This is a genomic window from Nevskiales bacterium, from assembly GCA_035574475.1.
GTDB lineage: Bacteria > Pseudomonadota > Gammaproteobacteria > Nevskiales > DATLYR01 > DATLYR01.
Genome location: DATLYR010000089.1, coordinates 1 through 13515, shown reverse-complemented (window position 1 = coordinate 13515; position 13515 = coordinate 1). Strand labels below are relative to the sequence as shown.

The 13515-nt window shown below is 68.6% G+C and carries 13 protein-coding genes; 11 read left to right on the top strand and 2 right to left on the bottom strand.

The window, feature by feature from the left end; all coding sequences use genetic code 11:
- The coding region (locus VNJ47_05230; GenBank protein HXG28235.1) for a hypothetical protein at positions 1-513 on the bottom strand (513 nt) is incomplete at its 3' end.
- Positions 514-578: 65 nt separating this feature from the next.
- Here VNJ47_05230 and VNJ47_05225 point away from each other — a divergent pair.
- Both VNJ47_05225 and VNJ47_05220 read left to right on the top strand, forming a co-directional pair.
- Positions 579-2867 carry an MMPL family transporter gene (locus tag VNJ47_05225; GenBank protein HXG28234.1) on the top strand — a complete coding sequence of 763 codons (2289 nt, stop codon included), beginning with the start codon at positions 579-581 and terminating at the stop codon, positions 2865-2867.
- Positions 2864-3655 carry an outer membrane lipoprotein-sorting protein gene (locus VNJ47_05220; GenBank protein ID HXG28233.1) on the top strand — a complete coding sequence of 264 codons (792 nt, stop codon included), beginning with the start codon at positions 2864-2866 and terminating at the stop codon, positions 3653-3655. Before VNJ47_05225 ends, VNJ47_05220 begins: the two co-directional genes overlap by 4 nt.
- Before the next feature lie 6 nt (positions 3656-3661).
- Here the strand turns inward: VNJ47_05220 and VNJ47_05215 are convergent, their stop codons facing one another.
- On the bottom strand, positions 3662-5707 hold the full coding sequence (locus VNJ47_05215; GenBank protein HXG28232.1) for an NADPH-dependent 2,4-dienoyl-CoA reductase: 2046 nt from the start codon (positions 5705-5707) through the stop codon (positions 3662-3664).
- A 138-nt stretch (positions 5708-5845) separates the two neighbouring features.
- On the opposite strand from VNJ47_05215, the gene VNJ47_05210 reads away from it, so the two are divergent.
- The 9 genes from VNJ47_05210 to VNJ47_05170 all read left to right on the top strand — a co-directional run.
- On the top strand, positions 5846-6703 hold the full coding sequence (locus tag VNJ47_05210; GenBank protein HXG28231.1) for a TRAP transporter TatT component family protein: 858 nt from the start codon (positions 5846-5848) through the stop codon (positions 6701-6703).
- Positions 6704-6717: 14 nt separating this feature from the next.
- Positions 6718-7734, top strand: a complete 1017-nt coding sequence (gene dctP / locus VNJ47_05205) for a TRAP transporter substrate-binding protein DctP (GenBank protein HXG28230.1) — start codon at positions 6718-6720, stop codon at positions 7732-7734.
- A gap of 4 nt (positions 7735-7738) precedes the next feature.
- Entirely contained in the window at positions 7739-8263 is a 525-nt protein-coding gene (locus VNJ47_05200; GenBank protein HXG28229.1) for a TRAP transporter small permease, read from the top strand.
- The gene (locus tag VNJ47_05195; protein HXG28228.1) at positions 8260-9549 is read left to right on the top strand and encodes a TRAP transporter large permease; all 1290 of its coding nucleotides are present in this window, start codon (positions 8260-8262) and stop codon (positions 9547-9549) included. The genes VNJ47_05200 and VNJ47_05195 overlap by 4 nt, the downstream gene beginning before the upstream one ends.
- 48 nt (positions 9550-9597) lie before the next feature.
- Positions 9598-10287, top strand: a complete 690-nt coding sequence (locus VNJ47_05190; protein ID HXG28227.1) for a lipid-binding SYLF domain-containing protein — start codon at positions 9598-9600, stop codon at positions 10285-10287.
- Positions 10288-10294: 7 nt separating this feature from the next.
- A complete protein-coding gene (locus VNJ47_05185; protein ID HXG28226.1) occupies positions 10295-10861 on the top strand; it encodes a DUF2845 domain-containing protein in 567 nt (188 codons plus the stop codon).
- Positions 10862-10969: 108 nt separating this feature from the next.
- On the top strand, positions 10970-11761 hold the full coding sequence (mtgA, locus tag VNJ47_05180) for a monofunctional biosynthetic peptidoglycan transglycosylase (protein HXG28225.1): 792 nt from the start codon (positions 10970-10972) through the stop codon (positions 11759-11761).
- On the top strand, positions 11758-12732 hold the full coding sequence (locus VNJ47_05175) for a hydrolase (protein ID HXG28224.1): 975 nt from the start codon (positions 11758-11760) through the stop codon (positions 12730-12732). The genes mtgA and VNJ47_05175 overlap by 4 nt, the downstream gene beginning before the upstream one ends.
- On the top strand, positions 12729-13515 hold a 787-nt coding region (locus VNJ47_05170; GenBank protein ID HXG28223.1), incomplete at its 3' end, for a TIGR04283 family arsenosugar biosynthesis glycosyltransferase. The genes VNJ47_05175 and VNJ47_05170, both read left to right, overlap by 4 nt.

Genomic DNA, 13515 nt, shown 5'->3' with positions numbered 1-13515 from the left:
GGACCGGTCGATCGGGATCGACACGTCCACCGGCAGACGGAACTGCAGCGGGATCTCGCCTTCCACCGGCAGCTCCAGGCTCATGCCCAGTACCCGCGTCCTGACGCGTGTCTTCAGCGGCAGGGTGATATCCACCGGCACCTCGCCGCGGAAGGGTACGGCCAGACGCACCGGCACCTGCGTGTCCACGCGCACACGGGTGGCGAAGCGCTCGTCGATCTGCACTGGGATTTCCTGCAGGGTTACGCCCTCGCCCGGCGGCTGCGGGAGGATTTCCACCTCGACCGGCAGCTGCTCCGGCAGGCGCACGCGCAGCGGCTGGGCCGGCACCGGCACATGCAGCGTATAGCGCAGCACCAGCCAGTAGGCGGCGCCGGCGCCCGCCGCCGCCGCGGCCACGGCCAGCACGGCGAGCAGCAGCAACAGCGCCGGCCAGCTCACGCCGGCGCGCCGCCACGGGGTCTGAGCGTCCGCCATGCCGGCGATCATACCCTGCGGGCCGAGGCCCTTCATGGTCGCACTTGGCTTGCGGGCCGTGCGCGACCGGGTGCAGACTGCCGGGCAAAGGAGAGGTATCCATGCTGACCCGGCTGGGCAGGTTCCTCACCCGCTGGCCGCGCACCGCGATCCTGGTGACGCTGGCCATCGTCGCAGTGGCCGCCGCCGGCAGCCTGCGGCTGCACGTCATCACCGATTACCGCGCGTACTTCGACCCGCGCGACCCGGATTTCCGCCAGCTGGCGGCGCTGGAAGCGCGCTTCGGCCCCTCGGACGACATCCTGCTCGCCTATGCGCCCGCCAGCGGCAGCGCCACCACGCCGCAGGCCGTGCAGCGCGTCGCCGAGCTCGCCGACGCCCTGCGCGAGATGCCCTTTGCCGGGCGGGTCACCTCGATTGCCGACCTGCCGGTTGCCGTCGGCACGGGCGAGACGGCCCAGGTCACCACGCTGCGCGTGCTCGCCAGCGGCGCGCAGCCGCCCGACCCGACGCTGTGGGACGCGGCGGTGGACGAGGTCGCACGGCTCACCACCGGCTCGATCCTCGCGCACGACCGCTCGATCGCCGCCGCGCATGTCACCGTCGACACGCCGGTGCCCGCCAGTTTCCGCGACTCCAAGGCGGTGAACGACTACGTGCTGGCGCTGCGCGACCGCATGGAAAACGCCATGGGCGCGGAAGGCCGGGTGCTGATCGCCGGCGTGCTGCCCTATTACCACTCGATCCTGGAACTGGCGATGCGCGACATCGCGCTACTGATCCCGGTATGCCTGCTGGTGGCGATCCTGATCCTGCGCAGCCTGCTGGCCAGCTGGCGCGCGACCTGGTGCTGCTGCATCCCGGTGGTCGCGGCCGTGCTGACCGCGGTGGGCATGCACGGCTGGATCGGCTACCCCGTGACCGTGGCGAGTCTGGTGGTGCCGATCATGGTGCTGGTCATCAGCCTGGCCTTCATGGTGCATCTCGCCGATACCTATCTCGACCTGCGCCCGGACCTGCCCGACGCGGCCGAGGCGGCGATCCAGAGCCTGCGCGCGAATTTCCTGCCGCTGTCGCTGACCACGGGCACCACCCTGCTGGGCTTTCTGACCATGAACATCAGCGTCTCGCCGCCCTACCGGCACATGGGCAACAGCGTGCTGATCGGCGTGCTCGCCGCGGCCGTGTTCGCGGTGCTGCTGATGCCGGCGCTGCTGTGCTGGATCGACCCGCCTTACTGGCGCGCCAAGATGCCGCTGCGCCGCGCGCTGGACTGGCTGAGCGAAGTGATCACGGTGCCGATCCGCTCGCCCTGGCTGCTGGCCGGCGGCGCGCTGCTGATCCTCGCGCTGCTGGCCGGCATCGGCCTCAACCGCATCGACGACAACATCAGCCAGTGGTTCTCGGACGCCAGCCGCATCCGCCAGGAGAACATCGAGGTGAACGCGCGCCTGACCGGCATGCAGCAGCTGTACTACGAGCTGCCGGCCGGCGCGCCCGGCGGCGTGCGCGAGCCCGAATACCTGGCACAGGTCGAGCGCTTTGCCACCTGGCTGCGGCAGCAGCCCAACGTCGCCGCGGTGCGCGCCCTGCCCGACCTGATCCGCACCCTGGCGCGCAATTTCGGCGTCGAGGACCTGGACAAGGGCCTGCCGCGCGACGCCGCGACGGTCGAGCAGCTGCTGTTCACCTACGAGCTGTCGGCGCCGCCCGGCGACCAGGGCAGCGGGCTGCTGGATTCCGAGCGCAGCAGCTCGCTGGTGCACGTGGCGCTGTACAACATGCCGGGCGACGAATTCCAGGCCTTCGACGCGCGCGCGCAGGACTGGCTGCGCCGCAACCTGCCGGAACTGCGCGTGCCGCCCGGCAACAGCGCGGTGATGATGTTCTCCAAGATGGCGCACGAGAACATCCCGCCGATGATCCTGGGCACGCTCGGCGTGCTGGCGCTGACCAGCCTGGTGGTGACGATCGGCCTGCGCTCGCTGCGCCTGGGGCTGATCTGTCTGGTGCCCTGCCTGGTGCCGATCGGGCTGGCATTCGGCGTCTGGGGCCTGATTTCGGGCCATGTGGGCATCGCGCTGTCGGTGGTCTCCACCGCCGCGCTCGGCATCATCGTGGACGACACCATCCACGTGATCGCGCGCTACAAGGCCGCGCGCCAGGGCGGCGCCGTCAACGTCCACGACGCCTGCGAGTACACTGTGCGGCACGTCGGCGGGGCCATCACCACCACCACGCTGGTGCTGTCGGCCGGCGTCGGGCTGCTCGGCTTCTCCAGCGTGCAGCCGACGCACGAGATGGGCATCTGGATGGCCATCACCTTCATCTTCGCCTGGCTGTGCACGCTGGTGCTGCTGCCGCAACTGCTGACGAGGCTCGACCGATGAAACACCTGTTCCTGCCGCTCTGCCTGGTGCTTGCCGCCGGCCCTGCGCCGGCCGCCACCGCGGACGCCGTGATCGCGAAGCTGGAGGCGCGCTACCTCGGCTGGAAGGACCTGTGCACGCAGATGCAGCTGAAGAACATCGGCAAGTCCGGCAGCGTGCAGGAGGGCGGCTCGAAGCTGTGCGTGCTGTTCGGGCCCGACGGCAGCCGCTACGGGCGCGTGACCGTGACCTCGCCGGCGGTGGCCCGTGGCATGGACCTGATCACCAAGGCCGACCTGGTCGGCCAGACCCGCGGCGGCCAGTCGCAGCAGTGGCTGTACATGCCGGCCTCCCGGCGCGCCACGCTGATCAACGCCAACAACACCGAGTCGCCCTTCCTCGGCAGCGAGTTCAGCTTCGCCGACCTCGACCTCGCCTATCTCGACCCCGCCAAGCTCAAGCGCCTGGACGAGGCCGAATGCGGCGGCGAACGCTGCCTGCGCTACGCGGTCGGCGGCGCGAACGTGCTGCAGATCGCGCGCGTCGTCTGGGTCGCCATCCCGAGCGGCGCGGTGAAGCGGATCGAAGTCCAGAAGCAGGGCAAGCCCTACAAGCAGCTCGAGGTACTCAACGAAACCCGCCACCCGAGCGGCTGGTGGGTGGCGGACCGGGTGGTCATGCGCAACCTGCAGACCGGCCACCGCACCGAGGCCGTCTGGCAGGACATCCGCTTCAACAGCGGCCTGACCCCCGCCGACTTCGATCCCAAGAAACTCTACGGCCCGGCACCGGGCGGACGGCCTCAGTAGCCCTTCTTACAACTGCGCCGCCAGCCGGCTGCCCTGGTTGATCGCGCGCTTGGCGTCCAGCTCCGCGGCGACGTCGGCGCCGCCGATCAGGTGTACCTTGAGGCCCGCGGCCTCCAGCGGCGCCTGCAGCTCGCGCAGCGGTTCCTGGCCGGTGCACAGGACGATCGTGTCGCACTCGATCAGCGCGGGTTTCTCGCGCTTCTCGCCGAAGCTGATGTGCAGGCCCTGCTCGCTGATGCCTTCGTAGTTCACGCCGCCGATCATCTCCACCTGCTTCATCTTGAGCGCGGTGCGGTGGATCCAGCCGGTGGTCTTGCCCAGGCCCGCGCCGGGCTTGCTCTTCTTGCGCTGCAGGAGCGTCACCCGCCTGGCCGGCGGTGCGACTTCCGGTCTCGTGACGCCGCCGCGCGCGGCGGCCGGATCGGTCACGCCCCATTCCTTCATCCACGCCTGCAGGTCGAGTGACGGCGAATGGCCGTCGTGCACCAGGAATTCGGACACGTCGAAGCCGATGCCGCCGGCGCCGACCACGGCCACGCGTTTGCCGACCGGCTTGCCGTGCAGCAGCACGTCCACGTAGCTCAGCACCTGGCCGCGCCGCATGCCCTCGTCCTGGCCCTTGATCTTCGGGTCGCGCGGCACGACACCGGTGGCGAGGATGACCTCGTCGTACTGGCCACGGATCAGATCCTCGGCGCTGACGCGGGTGTCGAGATGCAGCTTCACCCCCGTCAACTCGATCTTCCGCTTGAAGTAGCGCAGCGTCTCGTGGAACTCCTCTTTTCCGGGAATGCGCTTGGCCATGTTGAACTGGCCGCCGATCTCGCCGGCCGCCTCGAACAGCTCGACCACGTGCCCGCGTTCGGCCAGCACGGTGGAGGCGGCCAGCCCCGCCGGGCCGGCGCCGACCACGGCGATGCGTTTCTTGTGCAGGGTCGGATGGTAATTGAGCAGGGTTTCGTGGCAGGCACGGGGATTGACCAGGCAGCTCGCGGTCTTGAGCTGGAAGGTGTGGTCGAGGCAGGCCTGGTTGCAGGCGATGCAGGTGTTGATCTCGTCGGCGCGACCCTCGGCCGCCTTCTTCACGAACTCGGGGTCGGCCAGCAGCGGCCGCGCCATGGACACCATGTCGGCGGCGCCGCTGGCGATGATGCCCTCCGCCACCTCTGGCGTGTTGATGCGATTGGTGGTGCACAGCGGAATCTTGACCTCGCCCCTGAGCTTCTGCGTGACCCAGGCGAAGGCGCCACGCGGCACGGACGTCGCGATCGTCGGGATGCGCGCCTCGTGCCAGCCGATGCCGGTATTGATGATCGTTGCGCCGGCCTTCTCGACCGCCTTGGCCAACTGCACGACCTCGTCCCAGCTGCTGCCGTCGGGGATGAGGTCGAGCATGGACAGGCGATAGATGACGATGAAGTCGGGGCCCACCGCCTCGCGCACGCGCTGCACGATCTCCACCGGCAGGCGCATGCGGTTCTCGTAGCCGCCACCCCATTCGTCATTGCGCTTGTTGACGTGCGTAACCAGGAACTGGTTGATGAAATAGCCCTCCGAGCCCATCACCTCGACGCCGTCGTAGCCGGCCTCGCGCGCCAGCGCCGCGCAGTGCGCATAGGCCTTGATCTGCTTCTCGACGCCGGCCGCCGACAGCTCGCGCGGGGCGAAGGGCGTGATCGGCGACTTCACGCGCGAGGCCGACACCGAGAACGGCGAATAGCCGTAGCGGCCGGCGTGCAGGATCTGCAGCGCGATCTTGCCACCCTCGTCGTGCACCGCCCTGGTAATGGGCTTGTGCGCGCGCGCCGCCGCGTGGCTGGACAGCTGCGAGCCCAGCGGCGACAGCCAGCCGGCGATGTTGGGCGCAAAGCCCCCGGTCACCATCAAACCTACGCCGCCGCGCGCGCGCTCGGCAAAGTAGGCGGCCAGACGGGGGAAATGCTTCTTGCGGTCCTCCAGGCCCGTGTGCATGGAGCCCATCAGCACACGGTTGCGTAGCGTGGTGAAGCCGAGATCGAGCGGTTGCAGCAGATGCGGGTAGGGCGTTTTCATGGCGGCCAGTTTACACAAGCGCCGGACGGAGCCGGAGCAGACGCCATGGACATGTCATGGCCGGGCCAGGCTGTTATAGTGACGTTTCGACCACGGGCCGCCCGCCCGCGCCCGCCGCCGGAGAGGTCTGCATCGCGCATGTTGCGCCAGCTGACACTGATTTGCCTGGTACTCACGCTTACCGCCTGTCCTGGCCGCGCCATGAATGCCGCCGCCAAGAACGTGGCCGAGGGCCTGAACCGGGCGATCATCAACCAGAACGATATCATCACGGTCCGCGACGGCCTGCCCACCTACCTGCTGGTGGTGGATGGCCTGATCGAGAGCAACCCGGATAACGTGGACCTTTTGATGGCCGGCACGCGCCTGTACTCGATGTACGCCGGCTCCTTCGTGGCAGATCCGGTGCGGGCACAGCGACTGGCGGCACGTGGTCACCAGTATGGCCGGCGTCTGCTGTGCATGGAGCTGGAGGACCTGTGCGAAGCGGCCCGTCCGGGAGAACCCTTCGACACGTTCATGGAGGAACTCAAAGAAACGGACACGGAACATGTCCCGGTGCTGTACACCGCGGCCTCGGCCTGGGCCGGCCTGATCCGGGCCAACAGCGGGGACTGGAACGCGATCGCCGACCTGCCCAAGATCCAGGCCATGATGGAGCGGGTCATCAAGCTGGACGAGAGCTACGATCACGGCAACGCGCATCTGTACCTGGGCGTGCTCGCCACGCAGCTGCCGCCGGATCTCGGCGGGCGCCCGGAGGACGGTCGCGAGCACTTCGAGCGCGCGATCCAGCTGTCCGACGGCCGGAACCTGATCGCCAAGGTGCTGTACGCGCGACACTATGCGCGGCTGGTGTTCGACCGCGAGCTGCACGACCGGCTGCTGCGCGAGGTACAGGGCGCGCCCGCCGAGGTGGACGGCCTGACACTGAGCAACACCCTGGCCAAGCAGGAGGCCGAGCGGCTCCTGTCCGACGCCGACGATTACTTCTAGCCTTCGAGGACTGCATGAGCCGATTTCTCACCCGCTGCGGCCTGCTGGTCGCGGTCCTGCTACCCGCCGCGGCCCAGGCCGACACGACCTTCAAGATCGCGACCCTGGCACCGGAGGGCACCACCTGGATGAAGGAAATGCGCGCCGGCGCCGACGAGGTGGAGCGCCGGACGGCGGGCCGCGTCAAGTTCAAGTTCTACCCCGGCGGCATCATGGGCAACGACGCCAGCGTGCTGCGCAAGATGCGCATCGGCCAGCTGCAGGGCGCCGCCGTGACCGGCAACAGCCTGTCGGACATCTATCCCGACGCGCAGCTGTACAGCCTGCCGCTGCTGTTCCGCTCCTACGCCGAGGTGGACTACGTGCGCGGCAAGATGGATCCCATCCTGCGCAAGGGCCTGGAGGATGCCGGGCTGGTCCCGATCGGCTTCACCGAGGGCGGCTTCGCCTACCTTTTTTCCCAGCGCCAGGTCGCCAGCCAGGATGATCTGAAGAAATGCAAGATCTGGCTGCCGGAGAACGACATCATCAACACCGCCGCGTTCGAGAGCGCGGGGGTGACGCCGGTGCCGCTGCCCTTCGCCGATGTCTATACCGGCCTGCAGACCGGGCTGCTGGACACCGTGGTCACGCTGCCCACCGCCGCCATCGCCTTCCAATGGCACACCAAGCTCAAGACTTTCACCGACCACCCGCTGTCCTACCTCATCGGCGTGCTGGCGATCAACAAGAAGGCCTTCGACGGGCTGAGCGCCGAGGACCAGGCGACCGTGCGCAGCGTGATGGCCGCCAGCTTCGAGCGGCTCAACAAGCTCAACCGCGAGGACAACGAGAATGCGCGCGCCGCGCTGCGCAAGCAGGGACTCGAGTTCAACACCCTGAGCGCCGCCGAGCGCGAGAAGTGGCAGGCCTTCGCCGACGAAGCCATCGTCAAGCTGAAGGGCGCCGGCGTCTATACGCCGGCGCTGCTCGAGCAGCTGCGTGGACACCTGGTGTACTTCCGCGCCCAGGCCGCCGCCACGCCCAGATGACGGCATGACCACGCCCACCCTGGCCCCCGCGCTGCGGCGCGCCCTGCTGCTGCTGCACCGGCTGGAGGATCTGCTGTTGGCGCTGCTGCTCGGCGCCATGATCCTGGTCGCCGCCGCGCAGATCCTGCTGCGCAACCTGTTCGATTGGAATTTCGCCTGGGGCGATCCGTTCACGCGCCTGCTGGTGCTGTGGGTTGGGCTGCTGGGCGCGCTCGCAGCCACGCGCCAGAATCGGCATATCGCCATCGACCTCGTCACCCACCTGCTGCCGCCCCGTGCGCGCGCCGCCGCCCAGGCACTCAACTGCCTGTTCGCCGGTGCCGTCTGCGGCGTGGTCGCGTGGTATGCCGTGATCTTCATCCTCGAGGAGCGCGGCCTGGGTGGCGCCGGGCTGCTGGGGCTGCCGGACTGGCTGCTGCACGCGGTGATCCCGCTCGGCTTCACGCTCATCGCGCTGCGCTACCTGCTGCATGCCCTGCTGCGTGCCTGGGCCGCGGTGAGCGGTAGCGATACCGGGGAGTACGCATGACACTGCTGCTGGCGCTGGGGCTGGTAGTGATCGCGCTGATGGGCGCGCCGCTGTTCGCCGTCATCGCCGCCTTCGCCCTACTCGGGTTCCACAGCGCCGGCGTGGACCTGTCGGTAATGGCGGTGGAGTTCTACCGGCTGGCCGAGATGCAGGTGCTGCTGGCGATCCCGCTGTTCACCTTCGCCGGCTATCTGCTGGGCGAGAGCCGCGCGCCGCAGCGGCTGGTGCGTGTGACCAACGCCGTGCTCGGCTGGATGCCGGGCGGGCTGGCCATCGTCGCCCTGGCGGTGTGCGCGTTCTTCACCTCCATGACCGGCGCCACCGGCATCACCATCGTCGCCATGGGTGCGCTGCTCTACCCGGCGCTGAAGCACGCCGGCTACCCAGAGCGCTTCACCCTCGGCCTGATCACCACCTCCGGCAGCCTGGGTCTGCTGTTCGCGCCCTCGCTGCCACTGATCGTGTACGGCGTGCTGGCGCAGCAGCTGGGGATCGGCCCGCCGATCACCATCGAGCAGCTGTTCCTGGCCGGCATCCTGCCGGGCCTGCTGATGATGGTGCTGCTGGGCGGCTACGGCATGTGGGTGGCGCGCCGCCTCGACCACGCACTGCAGCCCTTCGCCTGGCGCGAGTTGCGCGCGGCGCTGTGGGAGGCCAAGTGGGAGGTCCCGCTACCAGTGGTCGTCATCGGCGGCATCTACGGCGGCTGGTTCGCGCCCTCCGAGGCAGCAGCCGTGACCGCCCTGTACGTGCTGCTGGTCGAGGTCCTGATCCTGCGCGAGATTCCGCTGCGCCGCCTGCCGGGCCTCATGCGCGAGGCGATGGTCCTGGTCGGCGCCATTCTGATCATCGTCGGCGTGTCCATGGCCTCCACCAACTACATGGTGGATGCGGAGATCCCCGCGCGCTTGTTCGAGTTCATCCGCGAGCACGTCGAAAGCAAGTGGGCCTTCCTGATGCTGCTCAACCTGTTCCTACTGGTGATGGGTTCGGTGCTGGAACTGTACCCCGCACTGGTACTCGGCATCCCCCTGGTGCTGCCGATCGCCTACGGCTACGACATCCATCCGGTGCATCTGGGCATCCTGTTCCTGACCAACATGCAGATCGGTTTCTTCCTGCCGCCGATCGGGATGAGCCTGGTGATCGCCAGCTACCGCTTCAATCAACCGATCCTCGAGGTCTGCCGCGCAGCGCTGCCGTTCTTCGCGCTGCTGATCGTGTCGCTGCTGGTCATCACCTACTGGCCGGCCCTGACGCTGGCCTTGCTTGGCGGGAACGGTTGACCAACAATCCGGTCAAAGTCGAGCCGCCGCCTGCCAACGGACACGACCATGCCCCGATCACTGACCGCATTCCTGCTGTGCCTGGGGCTGGCGCTGCCGCCGGCCACCGTACTGGCCTCCAGCGAGGACGAGCTTGCCGAGCAAGCAGCCGAGGTGGTCGAGGCGCTGGCAGGCATTCCCGAGTCCGGCATCCCCGCACGGCTGCTGGAGGACGCCTATGCGATCGCGGTGATCCCGGACGTGATCAAGGTCGGCTTCCTGCTGGGCGGCCGCCACGGCCGCGGCCTGCTGGTGGTGCGCACGCCGGAGCGCGAATGGAGTAATCCCGCGTTCATCAGCCTCACCGGCGGCAGCTTCGGCTTCCAGGCCGGGATCCAGTCCACCGACGTGATCCTGGTGTTCAAGAGCCGCGCCAGCATCGACAACATCGTCAACGGCAAGGTCACACTGGGCGCGGACGCCGCCATCGCCGCCGGCCCGGTCGGACGGCGTGGTGAGGCGGCGACCGACACGCAGCTCAGGGCTCAGATCTACTCTTACGCCCGCAGCAAGGGACTGTTCGCCGGTGTCTCGCTGGAAGGCGCCGCGCTGCAGATCGACGGCAACGCCAACGCTGACTATTACGCCCAACCCGGCATCAGCGCCGACACCATCCTGCAAGACCTCAGCCTGCGCCGCCCGGTATCGGCCAAGAAGTTCATCGAGACGCTCAACCGCTACACGCCCAAACCGTCCTGACCCTGCCATGCGCACCTGCCTGTTTCTGCTGCTCCCCGTGCTGGCGCTGGCGAGTGGGCCGGTGGTGGCAGACGTGATGCGCTGCGAGGGCAAGGTCGTCAGCACCGGCGACCGCAGCTTCGAAGTCTTGCGCCGCTGCGGCGAGCCCAGCTTCCGTGACGCATGGGACGAGTACCTGGCCTACCACCACCTGCCCTCGGCGCATGTCGAGGAGTGGTACTACAACTTCGGCCCGTCGCGGCTGGTGCACGTACTGCGCTTCCGCAACGGGCGCCTCACCGACATCGATACCGACGGCTACGGCTTCGACGAGAGCCAGGGCAGCTGCAGCCCTGGCGAGATCGTATTCGGCATGACCCAGTTCATGCTGTTGTCACGCTGCGGCGAGCCAGCCGCACGCGAACGGCGGCTGGAGCTGCGCAGCTTCCCGCGCCGGGACGGCCGCCACAGCTACCCGGTTACTGTGCGTGTAGACGAATGGATCTACAACTTCGGGCCAGACAGCTTCATCCGCATCGTCACCCTGGTCAACGGTCGCGTGGACCGCATCGAAACCGGCGATCGGGGGTATTGAAAACATCGCGAGCAGGGCTCGCTCTTACGGGCCGCCTGGCGCAGAAGCCTGTCTACAGGCGATCAGGGCGGTCGCATCCGGGCTCAGCCCTGCATTACACTGCGCCCGATGTTCCGTCGCAGACGCCACTCCGGTCCCGACCTGAAAACGGTAGTGCCGCGCATCGGGCCGCGACGCAGCTTCGGCCGGCGGCTGCTGCGACGCGTCCTGCGCGTGCTGCTCGTGCTGCTGCTGCTCCCCTGGCTGCTGATCGGCAGCATGCGCTGGATCGACCCGGTCTACAGCAGCTTCATGCTGGCCACGCGCATCGAGCGCAGCATCGAGAAAGCGCCCCGCCGCAACATCCGCTACCGCTGGGTGGATTACGGGGACATCGCCCCGGCCATGCGCCTGGCCGTGATCGCCGCCGAGGACCAGAAGTTCGCCGAGCATTCCGGCTTCGACTGGCAGGCCATGGGCAAGGCCCTGCGCCATAACGGCCGCAGCGCGCGCCTGAAAGGCGGCAGCACCATCAGCCAGCAGGTCGCCAAGAACCTGTTCCTGTGGCGCGGCCAGAGCTACGTCCGCAAGGTCATCGAGGCTTATCTGACCATCATCATCGAACTGCTGTGGCCCAAGCAGCGCATCCTCGAGGTCTACCTCAACATCGCGCAGTTCAGTCCGCGTCATTTCGGGGTGAGTTACGCGGCGGAGCACTTTTTCGGCACCACGCCGGCCCGGCTCAGTCGCAGCCAGGCCGCGCTGCTGGCCGCCGTGCTACCGGCCCCCACGCGCTACGACGCCGCCCGGCCCTCGCGCTATGTCCGCAGCCGCCAGTACTGGATCCAGCGCCAGATGCAGCGGCTCGGCCCGCAGTACCTGCAGCGCATCGAGCAGCCCGGTCAGGGAGTGCGCCCGTGATCGTCGAGAGCGAATTCAAACCCGCGCCCTGGTTGCGCAATCCCCATCTGCAGACCCTCTTCGCTGCGAGCCTGCGGCCGCGGCCGCGGCTCGAGGTCCGGCGCGAGCGCATCGAACTGCCGGACGGCGACTTCCTCGACCTCGACTGGACCGACACCGGTGCCGCGCCCGGTGCGCCGCTGGTGCTGCTGCTGCACGGGCTGACCGGTTCCATAGAATCTAAGTACGCCCGCGGCCTGATGCGCTGCGTGCAGGCGCAGGGCTGGCGCGCGGTGCTGATGCACTTCCGCGGCGCCAGCGGCGAGCCCAACCGCCTGCCGCGCGGCTACCACTCCGGCGAGACCACGGACGTCGACTACATCGCGCGCCTGCTGCACGCACGCGAGCCGCAAACGCCGCTGGCCGCGGTCGGTTATTCGCTCGGCGGCAATGTGCTGCTCAAATGGCTCGGCGAGCAGGGCAGCAACCTGCCGCTGCGCACCGCCGTGGCGATATCGGTCCCCTTCGACCTGTGGCTCTGCGCCGAGGCGATCCGCCAGGGTTTCTCGCGCGTTTACATGAACCGCCTGCTGCGGCTGATGCGTGCCGGGGTACGGCAGAAGTTCCAGCGCATCGAAGCGCCCTTTCCGCTGCCGCCCCTGCACCGCCTGCGCGATTTCTTCGAATACGACGAGGCCATCACCGCGCCGCTGCACGGCTTTGCCGGGGCAGACGATTATTACCGTCGCTGCAGCAGCCGGCCGTTCCTGCGCCACATCCGCATCCCCACCCTGATTCTGCATGCGCGCGACGATCCTTTCATGTCGCCGCAGGTAGTGCCGCATGCGCATGAGCTGTCCGAGCAGGTCCGGCTGGAGCTGTCCGAGCATGGCGGGCATGTCGGCTTCGTCGGCGCCGACGCGCGTGGACGCCCGGTGTTCTGGCTGGAACAGCGCATCCCCGCACATCTGGCGCATTACCTGACGGCATGACGCCCGAGCTGGCCGTCGTCATCCCCTGCCTGAACGAAGCCGACGCCCTGCCGCTACTGCTGCGCGATCTCGCGGCGCAGCGCGGCATCACGCTCGAAGTGATCGTGGCGGACGGCGGCTCGACCGACCGCAGCGCACAGCTCGCGCGCCTGCAGGGCGTGCAGGTGATCGAGACACCGCGCGGCCGCGCCCGGCAGATGAACGCCGGCGCGCGCAGCAGCAAGGCCCCCTGGCTGCTGTTCCTGCATGCGGATTCCAGGCTGCATGACCCGGGCCTGCTGCGATCCGCGCTCGATTGCCTGCGCAACGCCATCGCCGCCGGTGGCGGCGCCGAGCAGCTGGCCGGCCATTTCGCCTTGCGCTTCGAGCGGCGTGATGCGCGCCACGCGCTGGCCTGGCGCTATGTCGAGGAGAAAACCGCCTTCAACCGCCCGTACTGCACCAACGGCGACCAGGGCCTGCTGCTGGCGCGGCGCTACTTCGAAGCACTGGGCGGTTTCGATGAGGATCTGCCGCTTTTTGAGGACCAGCGGCTGTGCGCGCGCATCCGCGCCAGCGGGGCATTGGTCACGCTGCCGGGGCGCTTGGCGACCTCCGCGCGCCGCTTCGAGCAGGCCGGCTTCCACCGGCAGTACCTGCTGATGGCGCTGATCATGGCGATGCAGGCCGCCGGCATCGAGACGTTCTTCCGGCACGCGCCCGGCCTGTACCCGCCGCAGCACGAGGCGGGCCGCCTGCGCCTGCTGCCGTTCTTCCGGCTGGCGCGCGAGGGCGTGCGGCGGG